Source organism: Xanthomonas sp. NCPPB 2250 (assembly GCF_056725265.1).
The window spans coordinates 1,403,550-1,420,287 of record NZ_CM161520.1; the positions used below are offsets into that span (position 1 = coordinate 1,403,550).

At 70.0% G+C, this 16,738-nt stretch carries 8 protein-coding genes and 1 pseudogene; 3 read left to right on the forward strand and 6 right to left on the reverse strand.

Annotated features, from left to right (window positions below; all coding sequences use genetic code 11):
* Positions 1-567: 567 nt before the first annotated feature.
* Together AC1PMG_RS05835 and AC1PMG_RS05840 are read right to left on the reverse strand one after the other, a co-directional pair.
* Positions 568-2,958, reverse strand: a complete 2,391-nt coding sequence (locus AC1PMG_RS05835) for a TonB-dependent receptor plug domain-containing protein (RefSeq protein ID WP_481110971.1) — start codon at positions 2,956-2,958, stop codon at positions 568-570.
* Positions 2,959-3,292: 334 nt separating this feature from the next.
* Complete coding sequence (locus AC1PMG_RS05840; protein ID WP_481110972.1) at positions 3,293-5,683, reverse strand: TonB-dependent receptor plug domain-containing protein; 2,391 nt, start codon at positions 5,681-5,683, stop codon at positions 3,293-3,295.
* Between the two features lie 251 nt (positions 5,684-5,934).
* Here AC1PMG_RS05840 and AC1PMG_RS05845 point away from each other — a divergent pair, with 251 nt between their 5' ends.
* A complete protein-coding gene (locus AC1PMG_RS05845; protein WP_267105640.1) occupies positions 5,935-7,794 on the forward strand; it encodes an ABC-F family ATP-binding cassette domain-containing protein in 1,860 nt (619 codons plus the stop codon).
* Positions 7,795-8,289: 495 nt separating this feature from the next.
* Here AC1PMG_RS05845 and AC1PMG_RS05850 read toward each other — a convergent pair whose 3' ends face one another.
* The gene (locus tag AC1PMG_RS05850; protein ID WP_481110973.1) at positions 8,290-8,580 is read right to left on the reverse strand and encodes a hypothetical protein; all 291 of its coding nucleotides are present in this window, start codon (positions 8,578-8,580) and stop codon (positions 8,290-8,292) included.
* A 207-nt stretch (positions 8,581-8,787) separates the two neighbouring features.
* A complete protein-coding gene (ampR, locus tag AC1PMG_RS05855) occupies positions 8,788-9,666 on the reverse strand; it encodes a LysR family transcriptional regulator AmpR (RefSeq protein ID WP_481110974.1) in 879 nt (292 codons plus the stop codon).
* Between the two features lie 98 nt (positions 9,667-9,764).
* Between ampR and bla the strand changes: the two genes are divergently transcribed.
* Both bla and AC1PMG_RS05865 read left to right on the forward strand, forming a co-directional pair.
* Positions 9,765-10,673 carry a class A beta-lactamase gene (bla, locus tag AC1PMG_RS05860; RefSeq protein ID WP_481110975.1) on the forward strand — a complete coding sequence of 303 codons (909 nt, stop codon included), beginning with the start codon at positions 9,765-9,767 and terminating at the stop codon, positions 10,671-10,673.
* A gap of 319 nt (positions 10,674-10,992) precedes the next feature.
* Positions 10,993-11,916, forward strand: coding sequence for an alpha/beta hydrolase (locus AC1PMG_RS05865; RefSeq protein ID WP_481111617.1), 924 nt, complete (start codon positions 10,993-10,995; stop codon positions 11,914-11,916).
* A 77-nt stretch (positions 11,917-11,993) separates the two neighbouring features.
* Here AC1PMG_RS05865 and AC1PMG_RS05870 read toward each other — a convergent pair.
* Together AC1PMG_RS05870 and AC1PMG_RS05875 are read right to left on the reverse strand one after the other, a co-directional pair.
* Positions 11,994-14,145 (reverse strand): annotated as a pseudogene (locus AC1PMG_RS05870) (phosphocholine-specific phospholipase C); the annotation flags it as partial.
* A 70-nt stretch (positions 14,146-14,215) separates the two neighbouring features.
* Positions 14,216-16,612 carry a TonB-dependent receptor domain-containing protein gene (locus AC1PMG_RS05875; RefSeq protein WP_481110976.1) on the reverse strand — a complete coding sequence of 799 codons (2,397 nt, stop codon included), beginning with the start codon at positions 16,610-16,612 and terminating at the stop codon, positions 14,216-14,218.
* Between the last annotated feature and the right edge of the window lie 126 nt (positions 16,613-16,738).

The window sequence follows — 16,738 nt, forward strand, 5'->3', positions numbered from 1 at the left end:
CTGCGCGCGGGCGCTGCGGCGTTTTTCGCATCGCGATGTGCAGGATGCTGGCTGTGCGGCACGGGGCAGAGCACGGTGTTGGGCGCGTCGCGGTTGCACGCGCGCAGCATGTCGTGCGCATGCCGCTGTCCCTGTAGGAGCGGCTTCAGCCGCGACACGTCACAGATAGAACGTCGCGGCTGAAGCCGCTCCTACGGGTGCAATGGCGTTGCGTTGCAGAAGCGCGGGCGAGCCGGCGAGCGATTCGCTCGATCGCCTGTTTCGGCGAGATCGAACTTCACGGTGCAGGCTGGGGTGAGGATCCGGAAAGGTGCCCGTGTGGCGAATTTCGTTCTTCGTAAATCTCGTTCTTCGTAGGAGCGGCTTCAGCCGCGACGCGCCACCGGCGAAGCGTCGCGGCTGAAGCCGCTCCTACAACACAGCCTAGGCCGGCGAAAACATCGCAGGCTGGTGGAGTTCGAATCCCCAATCCCAAATCCCGAATCCCCGCCCCAACAACAACGGCCCGGAAATCCGGGCCGTCGTCATGCCGTTCGACGCAGGCGCAATCGATGCCCGCGCATGCGATCACCAGCGGTAATTGATCCGCCCGTACACGTAGGCACCGTTGAAACCGTACGGCGAGTAGTTGCTGTACGGCAGCATGCCGTAAGTGGAGTTGATCAGGTTGGCGGTCTTGTCCGGGTACTGGTCGAACACGTTGTCCGCGCCCAGCGTCAGCGTCCAGTTGGTGCTCGGCTTGAAGCTGGCCGAGGCGTCGACCACCCAGTCCGCGCCGTAGGTCTGGTCGCGGGCGGCGGTGGCCGAGTTGCGCACGGTGAACTCGCCGTAGCGGGTGGCGGCCAGGCTCAGATCCCACTTCGGCAGCTTCCAGGTGCCGCTGAGGATCAGCTTGTCCTTCGGGTAGCTGTCTTCCAGGCGGCCGATCTCGTCGCGGCCCAGGGTGGTCTGGGTCGAGCCGATGGCGGCCAGCGCCTGCGGCTGGGTCACCGCATGGGTGATGTCGGTCTTGCTGTAGCCGTAGCTGGCGGTGAGGTCTAGCGTGCTGGCCGTCAGCGGGATGCTGTAGGTGCCGACCACGTCGACGCCGCGGGTGCGGGTGTCGGCGGCGTTGCTGAAGTAGCGCACGCTGGTGACGTTGCTGTAGCCGAGCTGGCGCAGTTTGCCCAGCACCGCCGCGTCGTTGAGGTTGGACGAGAGCAGGATGCGATCGTCGATCTCGATCTGGTACGCGTCCACGGTCAGGTACAGGCGCTCGACCGGCTGCAGCACCAGGCCGAGGCTGTAGGACAGCGAGGTCTCGGCCTTCAGCGGCGCGGCGCCCAGGGCCTGGGCCACGGCGCTGTTCACCGGGAAGGTGCCGGATTCGAAGAAGCTGCCGTTGATGTAGCTGCTGGTCACCGCCTGGTACTGCTGCTGCGCCAGCGACGGCGCGCGGAAGCCGCTGGCAACGGTGCCGCGCAGCGCCACCTTGTCGGTGAACGCGTAGCGCGCCGACAGCTTGCCGGAGGTCTTGCTGCCGAAATCCGAGTAGTCCTCGTAGCGGCCGGTGAGGCCGGCGGAGAACTTGTCGGTCAGGTCCGCTTCCAGCCCCGCGTACACCGCGTAGTTGTGGCGGTCCGAATGCACCGCGTTGAGCGGCGCGAAGCCGGCGAAGCCCTGCGCGCCGCCGGTGGTGCCGGTGTACGAGGCCGGCTCGCCGGGCGATTGGTTCCACTTCTCCTGGCGGTACTCGGCGCCGAAGGACAGCGTCACCGGATAGGCCAGGCCCCACTCCAGCGGCTGGGTGAAGTCGGCGTTGACCGCGTTCTGGGTGTACTCCAGCGCGCCGTCGTAGAAGCGACTCGGGCTGTCGACGCCGAGGCTGTAGTTGATGCTGTTGGCGGTGTGGAAGTCGACCTTGTTGTAGCCGTAGTTGTAGCTGACGTCCCAGGTGAAGCCGCCGGCGGTGCTGCCCTTCAGGCCGGCGACCAGCGAGCGGTCCTTGGAGTACTGCTCGATCTGCGGCACGTAGCCGTCCGGATAGACCTGCGCCAGCAGCGCGGTCTGGCCGTTGTGGTTGCGCGAGCGGTAGAACGCGAACGAGGTGATGTCGCGGTTGCTGGCGATCGCGGTGGCGTAGCCGGTGAGGTTGTCGCTGAAGCGGAACTCGCCGTTGGCCGAGACCGCGGTGGCGTCGACCTTGGGGTCGCCGTAGACGAAGGTGGTCTGGCCGATGCCGGGATAGTTGCCGGTGTTCGGCGCGGTGCCCTGGTAGGGGCCGGCGCGGTTGGTGGCGTCCTGCTGGCTGATCTGCCCGGCCACGTGCAGGCTGCCGCGGCCGTCGCCGAAGCCGACCCCGGCGTCGCCGGAGAGCTGCGACTTGGCGCCGTCGCCGGCCGAGTACTTGCCGTGCTCCACGGCCAGGCTGCCGCCTTCGCCGGCGCCCTTGAGCACGATGTTGACCACGCCGGCGATGGCGTCGGAGCCGTACTGCGCCGAGGCGCCGTCGCGCAGCACTTCCACCCGCTCGATCGCGGCGATCGGGATCGCGTTGAGATCCACCGCCGAGGCGCCGCGGCCGATGGTGCCGTTGACGTTGATCATCGCCGAGGTGTGGCGGCGCTTGCCGTTGACCAGCACCAGCACCTGGTCGGGCGAGAGCCCGCGCAACTGCGCCGGGCGGATGCCGCTGGTGCCGTCGGTCAAGGCCGGGCGCGGAAAGTTCAGCGAGGGCAGGGCGCGCGACAGCGCGGTCGCCAGTTCCGAGGTGCCGGTGGCCTGCAGTGCCTCGGGGGTGATGATGTCGATCGGCGATTGCGACTCGGCGACGGTGCGGTCGCTGACGCGGGTGCCGGTGACGATCACCGTGTCCAGCGTGCTGGGCGTGCTCGGTGCGTCGGACACGGTCTGGGCGAAGGAGGGGGCGGCGAGGGCGGCGAGCACGGCGCTCGCCAGCAGCGACAACGGACGGTTCATGAAAACTCCAGCAGATGCCGAAACGGCAGGCGGGGCATGCGGCGACCGGCAGGGCCGGCAGGCCGCGTCCTCAGGGATGTCTAATTATTTTTTAACATGCGTGCTGCGTCGCAGGATGCAAGCGCATGTTCTTATTCCATTGCGTTCTAAGGGGCGGCAGAACGCCGCGCGCCACCGTCCGCAGAGGGCGGACGGTGGCCGCAATGGCGAGGGACGAACAGCGTTCCGGCGGCGTCCGCGCTCACCGGGACAGATGCGGCGTAGGCCTGTTGGTCGTGCGAGCCACGCGTGGCGAGACGTCGTCGCCCATCGCGGCGACGCCCGCCAGGGTCGCTCAGAAGCGGTAGCTCACCCGCCCGTACCAGTAGCGTCCGTTGAAGCCGAACGGCGACAGCGGCGAGTACTGCAGGCCGTTGGGGCGGTCGTCGTAGATGTTGTTCAGCGCGGTCCGGGTCGGGTACTGGTTGGTGACGTTGTCGGCGCCGACGGTGAAGGTCAGGTCGTGCCAGGCATAGCTGGTGGACAGGTTCAGCAGCCAGCGCGCGGCGAAGCCCTGGTCCTGGCTGCCGTCGGCCTCGTCGCCGCGGCGGGTGATGGCGCCATAGCGGGTGGCGTCGCCGTGCAGGGTCCAGCCGGCCAGGCTCCAGTCGCCGCTGAGCACGTACTTGGTGCGCGGCGTGGCATCGGTCAGCAGGCCCTGGCTGGCGCGGCCGAAGTTCGGATCGGAGATCTCCAGGATCTCGATCTTGTTGTAGTTGGCGCTGAAGCTGAGGTTGAGCGTGCCAGCACGGTCGAGGTCAAGCAGGTAGTTGCTCACCCAGTCCACGCCGCGGGTGCGGGTGGTGGCGCCGTTGACGAAGAACTGCGCGGCGCTGACCTGGCCGATCGGCACGGCCAGCGAGATCTGATCCGAATACAGGATCTGGTCCCAGATGCGGATCTGGTACAGGTCCAGGGTGGAATTGAAGCCGCCTCCGGGCTGCCAGACCGCGCCGATGCTGTAGTTGGTGGATTTCTCCGGCGACAGCGGCTTGGCGCCGAGCGCGATGGCCACCGGATCGGAGGTGCGGTAGGTGCCGATCTGGCTGAGCACGCCGTCCACCGGCAGGGTCACCACCGAGGCGTAGTTCTGTTGCGCCAGCGAGGGCGCGCGGAAACCGTTGGAGATCGTGCCGCGGACGGCGAAGGCGTCGTTGAGCTGGTAGCGCGCCGACAGCTTGCCCGAGCGGGTGGTGCCGGCATCGCTGTAGTCCTCGTAGCGCGCGGCCACGCCGCCGGACAGGCGCTCGCTCAGGTCCGCTTCCAGGTCCGCGTACACCGCCTTGCTGTGGCGCTGGAACTGCCCGGCCACGGTCGGCGACAGGCCGGGGAACACCTGGGAGCCGCCTGGATACGGTGCGCCGGTGTCCGGGTTGATGGCATTCGGATCGAAGTAGATCGAAGTGGGCGAGCCGGCCACCACGGCGTACTTGTCCTGCCGGTACTCAGCGCCGAAGGCGAGGTTGACCGGGTAGGCCAGGCCCCAGTCCAGGGACTTGCTGAAGTCGGCGTTGAGCGCGTTCTGCTCGTTGCGGAAGCCGCCGGCGTTGAAGCGCGTCGGCGAGGCGCCGGTGCTCCAGTACAGGTTGGTGTTGATGGTGTTGCGCAGATCGAAGGTGACGTCGTTCTTGCCGTAGTCGGCGGAGACGTCCCAGGTCCAGCCGCTGTCGGTGCTGCCCTTGAGCCCGAGCACGGCGGCGCGGTCGTTGGACGGGTTGTAGATCTGCGGCAGGAAGCCGTTGGGGTAGACCGCCTGCACGTTGCGGTCGCTGTTGTCCCAGGCGCGGTAGTAGCCGTTGGACAGCACCTCGCGACGACTGACGTTGGCGTAGCCGTACAGGTCGACGTGCGGGGTGAGCGCGTAGCCGAAATTGACCAGCCCCTGGTAGGTTTTTACCGCGGGGTCGCCGTAGCGCTCGTAGGGCACCCCGCTGGGGTTGGCGGCACCGGCGAGGGTGGTGGCCTTGTCGGTGTTCTCGGCGCGATTGGTGTTCATCGCGTTCTGGTAGTTCCACGACACCCGCACCCAGCCCGGCGCCTCGCCGCCCGGCGCGCCGCCGAAGGCCAGGCCATAGGAGCCGTCGATGCCGTTCTGCGCGCCGTCGCCCTTGTCCATGATGCCGCCGTTGACCGCGACGCTGTTGCTGCCGGCCTTGGCGCCGTGCTTGAGCACGATGTTGATGACGCCGGCGATGGCGTCGGAACCGTATTGCGCCGACGCGCCGTCGCGCAGCACCTCGATGCGCGCGATCGCCGACATCGGGATCGAGTTGAGGTCGGCTGGGGCCGAGCCGCGCCCGACCGACGGGTTGTAGTTGACCAGCGAGGTGGTGTGGTAGCGCTTGCCGTCCAGCAGCACCAGCACCGCGTCCGGCGACAGGCCGCGCAGGGTCGCCGGGCGCAGCGCGTCGTTGCCGTCGTTGATCGCCGGGCGCGGGAAGTTCAGCGAAGGCAGCAGCTTGCCGAGCGCGCTGGCGAGGTCGCTGGCGCCGGTGGCCTGCAGCGCTTCCGGCGCGATGATGTCGATCGGCGATTGCGATTCGGCGACCGTGCGGTCGGCGATGCGGGTGCCGGTGACGATGATGTTGTCCAGCGTGGTCGGCGCCTGCTGGGACTGGGCGAGGCTGTTGCCGGAGGCGAGCACGAGCAGGACGGCACGGACGAGGGGGAGGCGGCGTTGCGTCATCGGGCGGAGACTCCTGGCTGGGGGATTGGCGCGGGTCTGGCGATTTCCGGTGGGGCGGGGGATGCTGCGGTGCAGCGTGTGCCATCGGATTGAAATCCGTTTTTCACATGGGCGCGTATACAAATAACGGACCTGGGTCGGGTTTTCGCGGCGGCCCGCGCGCCGCGCCGGACCGCGCCGCATCGCCGCCCCGGGTGGGCCGGGGCGGGCGAAGCGGCTACACTTCCGCCTCGCTAGCCGAGTGCCCTGCCTTGATTTCCCTACGTAATTTCGCCTTGCGCCGCGGCGAGCGGCTGTTGCTGTCCAATGTCGACCTCACCCTGCATGCCGGTTACCGGGTGGGCGTGGTCGGCCGCAACGGGGCCGGCAAGTCCAGCCTGTTCGCGGCGGTGAAGGGCGAACTGGAGGCCGACAAGGGCGATGTCGACCTGCCCGGCAAGGTGCGCATCGCCAGCGTGGCCCAGGAAACCCCGTCGCTGCCGGACCCGGCGCTGAGCTTCGTGCTCGGCGGCGACACCGCGGTGGCCGCGGTGCTGGCCGAAGAGGCCGAGGCGACCGCGCGCGAGGACTGGGAGGCGGTCGCCGCCGCGCACACCAAGATGGCCGAGATGGGCGCCTACGACGCCGATGCGCGCGCCGGCAAGCTGCTGCACGGCCTCGGCTTCCCGGCCGAGACCCATCACCGCGCGGTGTCCTCGTTCTCCGGCGGCTGGCGTGTGCGCCTGAACCTGGCGCGCGCGCTGATGATGCCCAGCGACCTGCTGCTGCTCGACGAACCGACCAACCACCTCGACCTGGACGCGGTGTACTGGCTGGAGCAGTGGCTGCTGAAGTACCCGGGCACGCTGCTGCTGATCTCGCACGACCGCGAGTTCCTCGACAACGTCGCCACCCACACCCTGCACCTGCACAACGGCGGCGCCAAGCTGTACACCGGCGGCTACACCGATTTCGAGCGCCAGCGCGCCGAGCAGTTGCGCCAGCAGCAGATCGCGCACGAGAAGGAACAGGCCGAGCGCGCCCACCTGCAGAGCTTCATCGACCGCTTCAAGGCCAAGGCCTCCAAGGCGGCGCAGGCGCAGAGCCGGATGAAGCGCCTGGAGAAGCTGGCCGGCACCGAGGCGGTGCGCGCCGAGCGCGAGTTCCGCATCGAACTGGCGCCGCCGGCCAAGCTGCCGTTCTCGCTGATCCGTCTCAACCACGCCGAGGCCGGCTACGGCGCCGACGCGGTGATCCTGCACAACGTCGGTTTCGGCCTGGAGGCCGGCCAGCGCATCGGCCTGCTCGGCCCCAACGGCGCCGGCAAGACCACCCTGGTCAAGACCCTGGTCGGCGAACTGCCGCCGATCGCCGGCGAGCGCATGGCGCACCCGGACCTGCGTATCGGCTACTTCGCCCAGCACACGGTGGAGTCGCTGCACGAGGGCCAGTCGCCGATGGACCACATGCGCGAGATCGACAAGGAGGCCAGCAACCAGGCGTTCCGCGATTTCCTCGGCAAGTGGAATTTCCCCGGCGACCGCGCGTTCGAGCCGGTCGACGGGTTCTCCGGCGGCGAGCGCGCGCGCCTGGCGCTGGCGCTGATCGCCTGGCAACAGCCCAACGTGCTGCTGCTCGACGAGCCGACCAACCATCTCGACCTGGAAATGCGCGAGGCGCTGGCCGAGGCGCTGAGCGATTTCGAGGGCGCGATCGTGATGGTCTCGCACGACCGCCACCTGATCGGCCTGGTCTGCGACACCTTCTGGCGCGTGGCCGACGGCGTGGTCGAGCCGTTCGACGGCGATCTCGACGCCTATGCCGCGTGGCTGCGCACCCGCCCGGCCGCGCAGGGCACCAAGCAGAAACTGGCCGAGGCCGCGCCGACCCCGCCGCCGCCGGTCAAGCCGCTGCCGGCGAAGAAGCCGCCGAATCCGCACAAGCTGGCCGCCGCGGAGAAGCGCGTGGGCGAACTGGAAGCGACCCTGGCCGAACTCGACCGCCAGCTCGCCGATCCCAGGCACTACGCCGATGCGGAGAAGATGGCGGTGCTGGGCCGCGACCGCGAGGCCGCCGCGCGCGACCTGGCGCAGGCCGAGCAAGCGTGGATGGAACTGATCGACGGCGCTTGAGCCGCGGTGGGATCTCGCCATTGCCGGTGTGTGCCGGCGAGCACGGATGATCCACGTCGCGCCAGCGTTTCCTTCTTCCTGCGGGGCCATGGCCCCCTTTTGGGGGAAGGTGCCCCGAAGGGGCGGATGAGGGTGCGGGTGCCGGGGGAGTCGGAGTGGCCAGCCGTGCGTGCCGCCGCACCCTCACCCCAACCCCTCTCCCGGAGGGAGAGGGGCTTCAATCGCTTCTTCACGCCGCTCCAGGCCAGGCCGGAACGCGAGCCGGCACCCCGTGTGGGAGGGGCTTCAGCCCCGACGCCACATCGCCTCAGTCAACGGCAAAGTCTCGCCTGCATGGCATGCGCCAGCACCCAGGGCTGCGCGCGCGCCTGGCCCACGAGGACGCTGCTGGCGACAGCGGCACGCCGTGCCCGGAGGCAATCGCGCGCGCCGGACGTGCCGTGCAGGAGGAGGACGATCGCATCCGACGACGCGCGCGGCGCCGGCCCGTGCCGCTCAGGCAGCAGCGCTGGCCACGACCAGCAGGCCGCCAGCGATCGCCGCCCAGTCCAGCGGCGTGCGCGAGCGCAGGCTCTGCAGCGAGGGGCGGGCGGTCGGCGTCGGTCGCAGGCTGGCCTTGAGCGCCATCAGCGCCAGGCCGGCGGCGCTGAGCGCCCAATGCCATTCGCTGGCGCCGCCGCGCAGGAAGTAGGCCAGATGCAGCACGCACAGGCAGGCCAGTGCGGCCGCCAGCACGACGTCACGCGAGACCAGGCCCGGACGGGTGGTCAGGACAGCACGGTTCATCAGCATGGTTCCCCCGAAACGGTCAGCGCCATCCCCGGCGCACAGTGCGACTGCGACCGGGATCATAGTTCGGCCCCGGCATGGCCGCCAAGCGGCAGTGCACAAATTCTTCACATCCTTGTCAGGCCGTGCTGGTAGGCAGCAAAGCGCGTGCCGGGAGTGCCTCGACGTGCCTGGAGACGCCACATCCGGCTGCGGCGCTGGCGCTCAGTTCGCCTGCGCCACCTGCTCGGCCAGCAACCACTCGCGCAAGCGCCGCGCGGCGTCGCTTTCCGCGCGCGACCGCAGCCGGGTCAGCCAGTAGCGGCCGAGGTCGATGCGGGTGGTGAACGGGCATACCAGCCGCCCGGCATCCAGATCCTGGGCGAACAGCCGCAGCGGCAGCAGGGCCACGCCGTGGCCGGCCGCGGCGATGCTGGCCAGGGTCAGCGAGGCATCGCAGATCGGGCCGCCGGCCAGCACCTCGGGCGCGCCGGCGGCCTGCAGCCAGCGCGGCCATTCGTCCAGCCGGTAGGAGCGCAGCAGGGTGGTCCTGGCGAGGTCGGCAGGCGTGCGCAGCCGTTGCGCCAGCGCCGGCGCGCACACCGGCGCGAACGGTGCATCCAGGATCGCGGTGGCGTGCTGACCTTGCCAGTCGCCATCGCCGAAGCGGATCGCCAGGTCCAGGCCTTCGCCGGCCAGGTCGACCCGGTTGTTGTGGGTGTACACGCGCAGTTCGATGTCCGGGTGTGCGGCGTGGAAGGCGTCCAGCCGTGGCAGCAGCCAGCCCACCGCGAAGGTGCCGACCACGCCCACGCTCAGCGTCTCGCGATAGCGGCCGCCGGCGAAGCGTTGCAGCGTCCCGGCGATGCGGTCGAAGGCCTCGGTCAGCACCGGATGCAGGCGCAGGCCCTCGTCGGTCAGGGCCACGCCGCGCGGCAGCCGCTGGAACAGCACCACGCCCAGGCGCGCCTCCAGTTGCTTGATCTGATGGCTCAGCGCGGCCTGGGTCACGCACAGCTCGGCGGCGGCGCGGGTCAGGTTCTGGTGCCGTGCCGCGGCTTCGAAGGCGCGCAGGGCGTTCAACGGCAGATGTGGACGGATCATTGCCAGGTATCAATTCGGCTCATGGGTGCGATTGAATAACCTCGCTGGTGGGGGTGGGTCAATGCGGCCATCATCCTGGCTCCCGACGGAGGTGGACGATGCTGACGAGACGACGGTTCCTGCAGGGCGTGGGAATGGGCGCGAGCCTGCTGGTCGTGGCTGGTGCGCAGGCAAAAACCGCTAAAAATCCGGCGCCGACGCTACAGCAGCGGCTGGCCGAGATCGAGCGGCGCAGTGGTGGCCGGCTCGGCGTGAGCCTGCTCGACGGCAGCGGTGCGACGCTCGGCGGACAGCGCCAGGACGAGCGCTTCCCGCTGTGCAGCACCTTCAAATTTCTATTGGCGGGGGCGGTGCTGCAGCGGGTCGACCGCGGCGAGCTGGCCCTGGAGCGGCGCCTGTCGGTGCGCAAGGCGGATCTGCTGGCGAATGCGCCGGTGTCCGAGCGCCATGTCGGCGGCACCCTCAGCGTGGTCGAACTGTGCCGCGCGGCGATGATCTACAGCGACAACACCGCGGCCAACCTGCTGCTGCCGCTGGTCGGCGACCCGCCCGGGGTGACCCGCTTCCTGCGCGCGCTGGGCGATACGCAGACCCAACTGGACCGCAACGAGCCGGGCATGAACGAGTTCGTCGCCGGCGATCCGCGCGACACCACCACGCCGGCGGCGATGGCGGCGACGATGCGTGCCCTGTTGCTCGGCGACGTACTGCAGCCGGTGTCGCGGCAGCGCCTGATTGCCTGGATGCGCGACAACCGTACCGGCAACGACTGCCTGCGCGCCGGCCTGCCGGCGGGCTGGCAGATCGGCGACAAGACCGGCAGCAACGGCACCGATACCCGCAACGACATCGCCATCGTGTGGGCGCCGGGACGGCCCACGCCGCTGCTGCTGACCGCGTATCTCAATGGCGCCACGGTCGACAGCGCTGCGCGCGATGCGACGCTGAAAGCGGTGGCGCAGGCGGTCGTGGCCTCGCTGCCTGCGCAGACGCGGCGTACCGGCTAGGCGGCGTTGCGCGCGCTGTATCGCCTGCGTTCGCTGCAATCGCGCCGGATGCAGGTCGCTCTCCCGTAGGAGCGGCTCCAGCCGCGACAGGCTTCACCGCGAAGGTCCGTCGCGGCTGATCCCACACACACGGGAACCGCAGCCATGCGTACGAGACGCTGCTCGCGAGCAGCGGCGACGCCACGTGCCGATGCCGCGTGCGATCGCCTGCGTTGTACCCAACGGCCACAGCCGCCGAGGCCGTGCTCACTGATCGTGCGGTCCCTTCCATTCCCAACCCTGTTCGGAGCGTCCCATGCGTCGATTCGTGTGCTGTTCGTTGGCCATTGCCCTCGGTCTGTCTGCCCACGCCGCGCAGGCGCGGGTCTGGGAACCTGCACCGGGCCACGTGCAGGTGCCGATCTGGCCCGGCGCGGTGCCGGATGCGTTGCCGCATCCGAAGCCGGAAACGGCTGGACCCGGGGCCAGGATCGACAACGTCAGCCGGCCGACCATGACCGTGTACCCGGCGCAGGGCCGCAACACCGGCGCCGCGGTGGTGGTGTTTCCCGGCGGCGGCTACCAGATGTTGGCGATGGACCTGGAGGGCACGGAGATCTGCGACTGGTTGGTCTCGCGCGGCATCACCTGCGTGCTGTTGAAGTACCGCGTGCCGAACTCCGGGCCGACCTGGGTCAACGACCGGCGCTACTACCCCAAGGTGCAGACCGCGCTGCAGGACGCGCAGCGCACGCTGGGCCTGGTGCGCCAGCAGGCCGCCACCTGGGGTGTGGACCCACACAAGATCGGGGTGATGGGCTTTTCCGCCGGCGGGCACCTGGTGGCGGCGGTGAGCACGCACTTCGCCCAGCGCACCTATCCGCTGGTGGATGCCGCCGATCGCGTGAGCTGTCGCCCGGACTTCGCCATCGCCGTGTATCCGGGCCATCTGTGGGTGCACGAGGACGAGGACGCCGACACCCGCAATCCCACCGATCTGGCCTTGCGTCCGGACATCCGCGTCGTCGCCGACACCCCGCCGACCTTCCTGCTGCAGGCCCAGGACGACTACGTGGACGGCATCTCGCAGGTGCTGGCGTACTACGTCGCGCTCAACCACGCCGACGTGCCCACGGAAATGCACATCTACGCCAAGGGCGGCCATGCCTTCGGCCTGCGCGCGAAGAACCTGCCGATCGCGCAATGGCCGCAGCTGGTCGAGACCTGGCTGCGGACGATCGGAGTGCTTGAGGGCCGGGATTAGGGACAGCCGGGATTGGGGATTCGGGATTGGCAAAAGCGTGTCGGCGCGCGGATTGCGCTTTCACGAATCCCCAATCCCGACTCCCCAATCCCGCCCGCCTCCGGCGGGCTCCTGATACAGCCGCGCCGGTCCGCCCATCGCCGGATCGCTGATGCCGGGCTTGCCGGTTTCCACGCGGCCGGCCAGGCGCTGGCGGGCGTTGTCCTGGACCAGCCACAGGTCGTACCAGCCGCCGCTCGGCTTGGCATTCCAGTGAATGCGCTGCTCCGCACCGGGCGCCAGCGTCACTCGTTGGCGCGGTTGCGCCTGTGCATAGGCGGCCGGTTCCAGGGACACGCCGAGCGGGGCGGTACCGGGATTGCGCAGGACCAGGCACAGCGCCTGTGCGTCGTCCGGGTCCTGGGCGATGTCGGCCTGCAGCAGCGGGGCGCTCAGGTCGCCGCGGTAGTGGCGGTGGAAGCCGTTGGGGCCGAGCAGCCACAGGTCGTAGCTGCCGTCGTAGGTGGTCCAGGCGCCGTCCAGGGTCGCGCCGGTGCCCACCGTGTAGCGGCGCGGGATCGCGTCGAGGAGATAGCGGTCGTAGACGTGCAGCACCGCCGCTGCGCCGGTGTTGGCCATGCGCAACTGCACCTCGCCGCGCTCCGGCACGTGCTGCAACTGCACCGTCGGCCGATACGGCAAGGCACGTGCGCGGCGCACGCCGAACGCCTGGCGCGGTGCCTGCAGTTGCGCCGGCAGCGGTGGCACTGCGTGATCGTGCAACGCCGCGGCGCGCGCGGCCGCCTCGCGCACGTCCGGCAGGTCGGCGACGAACGGGCGGGTGTCGGCCTGGCGGAAGTCGAAGGCGTCCAGAAGATCGCCGCAGACCGCGCGGCGCCACGGGGTCAGGCCGGCGGCGGCGACGCCGAAGCGGCGCTCCAGCAGGCGCAGCACCGAGGTGTGGTCGTAGACCTGCGAATCGACCCAGCCGCCGCGGCTCCACGGCGAGATCACGTACAGCGGTACGCGCGGGCCCAGGCCATAGGGACGCCCGCGCAGCTCCGGCGGATCGGCCTTGGCGTCGCCCGGCGCCGGGTGCAGGTGATATTCGCCGTCGGTGGCGACGCTGGAGGCGCCGGCCCAGCCGCCGGCCACGGACGGGTCGGGCGAGGGCGGCGCCGGCGGCGGCACGTGGTCGAAGAAGCCGTCGTTCTCGTCGAACATCAGCAGCAGCGCGGTGCGCGCCCACACCTTGGGGTCGGCGGTCAGCGCGTCGAGCACGCGCGCGGTGTAGGCCGCGCCCTGCGCCGGGCTGGACGGATCGGGATGCTCGCTGCCGGCGGCGTCGGCGATGATGAAGCTCACCGACGGCAGTCGCGCGGCCAGCACGTCCTCGCGCAACTGCGCCAGGCTGCGGCTGGAGACGCCGCGTGCGCGCAGTTGCGGATCGTGCCCGGGCGCACCGCGCCAGGCCGCGCGGAACGGCGCGAAGCCGGCCAGCGGGTTGTCGGTGAAGTTGTCGGCCATGTCCTGGTAGATCTGCCATGACACGCCGGCCTGTTGCAGCGCCTCGACGTAGCTGGGCCAGCGGTAGTCGTCCGGATCGCCGCCCAGTTCCGGGAAGTTGTCGTGCGAATTGGCGATCGCCGGGCCGCCGGCGCGCGCGTGCGGATCGTTCTGCCCGGTCCACAGGAACACGCGGTTCGGATTGGTGCCGGCCTGGATCGCGCAGTGGTAGGCGTCGCAAACGGTGAAGGCCTCGGCCAGGGCGAACTGGAACGGCAGGTCGTCGCGTTCGTAGTGGGCCAGCGCGTGGTCGCGCTTGGCCGCCGGCCACTGGCCCATGCGGCCGTGGTCCCAGGCCTGCTGCGCGTTCGGCCAGGTATGCGGGGTGCCCTGCACGCGCATGGTGGCGAAGTCGCGCGCGGTGCGCAGCGGGAACGGCGCGAGCTGGCGGCTGCCGTCGGCGCTGGGCTGCAGCCACACCGTTCGCGGCGCGGTGCCGGGCAGCGGCGGGGCGGGGATCGGGAAGCGGTCGCCGAAGCCGCGCACGCCGGCCAGGCTACCGAAGTAATGGTCGAAGGCGCGGTTCTCCTGCATCAGGATCACCACGTGCTGCAGGTCGTCGAGGGTGCCGCTGCGCACGTCCGGGGCGATCGCGGCGGCGCGGGCGATGCTCGGCGGCAGCAGCGCGGCGGCGCTGGCGGTGAGGCCGGCGCGGAGCAGTCGGCGGCGGGTCTGGTCGGTCATGGCGGTCCCGGGAATCGCAAAGCGGCGGCGGCCGGGATCGGCCGCCGCCGCGAGACTGCCACGGCGCCGGTTACAGGTCGACCATGAAGGTCAGGCCGACGGTGCGCGGCGGCGCGATGAAGGCGCTGTCGCTGCCGTCCACGCCGTTGAGGTAGCGCTTGTCGGTGAGGTTGCTGATCACCAGGTCCAGCCTGGCCTGCTGCAACTGCGGGCTCAGTCCGCCCAGGGCGATGCCGAGATTGGCGTCGAAGGTGGTCACCGCATCCAGCGCCGCGCTGTTGGCCGCGTCCAGGTAGCGCCGGCCCAGGTAGCGGCCGGACAGGCCGCCGTGCCAGCGCTGGCCCTGCCAGTCGGCCGACAGCACCAGGGTCTGGCGCGGCTGGCCAATCACCTGCGAGCCCGGCGCGATGTCCAGCGCCTGGTCGCGCGCGGCGTTGCCGCTGCCCAGGTAGGTCGCCTTGTTGTAGGTGTAGGCGCCGTTGAGCCGCCAGCCGTTGTCCCAGGCGTAGCCCAGCGCCAGCTCCACGCCGCGCGCGTGCACGCCGCCGAAGTTCTCGTAGACGCCGTCGGTCTCGCCCAGGTAGTCGATGCCGGTGACGAAGTTCGCCGGCACGTAGACGATGCGGTTGTCGAAGCGGATGTCGTACAGGGTGATGCTGCCGGTCAGCGGCCAGCGGCTCATGCGCAGGCCGACTTCGATGTTGTCGGCGGTCTCAGGCTTGACCTTGCTCAGCACCAGCGGATCGGTCTCGCCGAGCACGCCGGAGGGGATCGCGGCGAAGTTCTGCGAGAAGCCGGCGAAGGCTTCCATGCCCTTGAGCGGCGTGGTCCAGGTCAGGCCGGCGGAGAACAGCGGATCGGAGTGCGAATCCGATTCGATGTGCGCGGCGTCGCCGATGCGGCGGTCGCGGGTCTGGTCGACGAAGAACTGCTTCACGCCCACGCGCCAGGCGAAGTCGCCGTAGCGCATCACGTCCTCGACGTAGTACATCTGCTCGTCGGTGCGGTAGTCGTCCTTGAACTGCACCCAGTACGGCACGTGGTCGAAGGCGATGTTGGTGCCGACGTTGAGCAGGCGGTGCCAGTCGCGGGTGACGCTGCGGTCGTAGCGTTCCAGCCACAGGCCGCCGCGCACCGTGTTGTGCAGCCCGCCGAAGTCCTGCGCCCATTCCACGTCGGCGGTGACGCCGCCGCGCTGGTTGTCGTAGTGGCTGTGGCGGTAGGACTGCACCGGCAGCGAGCCGGCCGGGTAGCAGGCCGGGTTGGACTCGGCCGGCAGGGTCGCGGTGTCGGCGCAACCGGGCAGCATGCTCGCGGCCGCGCCGCCCGGGGTGACGAAGTAGAGCTTGCCCAGGGCGCTGCCGCCGTACACGGTACGGCCGCCGGTGTATTCGGATTCGGGACGCCCGGCGCCGTCGTTGGTGACGTCCACCAGATAGGGCGGGATCCAGTCGCCGCGGCCCTGCATGCGGTGCGCGTAGCCGGTCAGCGTGGCCTTGAAGCCGTTGCCGCCGTCGAACAGGCCGCGCAGGTAGCCGAAGGTGTTCTTGCGCAGCGCGCGCGAGCCGGAGCGGTAGTTCTGGTCGTAGTAGGGAATGCCGGTGAGCGTGCCGGTGAGCAGGTCGTGGTCCGGGTCGGTGGCGAACTGCGCCGGGGTGACGCTGCTGTACTCGGATTCGTTGGCGTCGTCGTAGGACAGGTAGCCGCTGAGCGTCCACGCGCCGAGGTCGCTGACGAACTTGCCGGCCAGGTGGTCGCGGGTGGTGTGGCCGCTGCCGTCGATCCAGTCGTCGTTGCTGGCGTGCGAGCCGCTGACCCAGGCGCGGGTGCCGCCGAGGTCGCCGCTGTCGTAGCGCGCGTAGTACTTGCGCGCCTGGTTGTCGCCGATGCCGAAGGCCATGCGCACGCGCTGCTGTTCCAGCGGCTCGCTGGTGAGGAAGTTGAGGGTGCCGCCCAGCGCCTCGTTGGAGCGCGAGGCGATGTCGGCGGTGCCCTGGCTGACCTCCACCGTCTCCAGGTCCAGCGTGTCGATGAAGCGGTTGGCCTTGGAGCCGCCGCCGTAGGCCGAGCCGCCGTTGGGCACGCCGTCGATGGTGGTGCCGATCTGTTGGTCGTCGCGGTTGGTGACGAAGCCGCGCATGCTGATCTGCGTGCCCCAGTCGGAGGAGCCGAACGCATCGGCCTCGGTGGCGATCACGCCGGGCAGCTCGTTGAGCGCGTCGTTGACGCTGCTCATCGCGAACTGCCGGTCCAGCGCCTCCTTGCTGACGTTGATCTTGGCGTAGGTGGTGGCCTGGCCGAGCACCTGCACTTGGTCCAGGGTCGAGACGCGGTCGCTGCCGTCGGCCGGGGCGGTGCCGTCGACGCCGTCGCTGGCCTCGGCGGCATGGGCGCAGGCGATGCTGGTGGCCAGCGCCAGGGCCAGCAGGGTGCGGGTGGGGGTGCGGAAATACGCCGAAAAGGTCATCGGGTGCGCGGCTTGCGTGAGGGGCGCTCATGGTCCGATCGAGCGGTTTCGCGCGTGTGACCGCGATCTTGCGAATCCATGCATCGTGCGCAAATCGGCATGAAAGATGCCTGGCGCGATGCTCCG

Bases quoted from the DNA above. Each gene is read 5' to 3' on its own strand.
- AC1PMG_RS05835 (WP_481110971.1), bottom strand. From the start codon at position 2,958: ATGAACCGTCCGTTGTCGCTGCTGGCGAGCGCCGTGCTCGCCGCCCTC.
- AC1PMG_RS05840 (WP_481110972.1), bottom strand. From the start codon at position 5,683: ATGACGCAACGCCGCCTCCCCCTCGTCCGTGCCGTCCTGCTCGTGCTC.
- AC1PMG_RS05850 (WP_481110973.1), bottom strand. From the start codon at position 8,580: ATGAACCGTGCTGTCCTGACCACCCGTCCGGGCCTGGTCTCGCGTGAC.
- ampR (WP_481110974.1), bottom strand. From the start codon at position 9,666: ATGATCCGTCCACATCTGCCGTTGAACGCCCTGCGCGCCTTCGAAGCC.
- bla (WP_481110975.1), top strand. From the start codon at position 9,765: ATGCTGACGAGACGACGGTTCCTGCAGGGCGTGGGAATGGGCGCGAGC.
- AC1PMG_RS05875 (WP_481110976.1), bottom strand. From the start codon at position 16,612: ATGACCTTTTCGGCGTATTTCCGCACCCCCACCCGCACCCTGCTGGCC.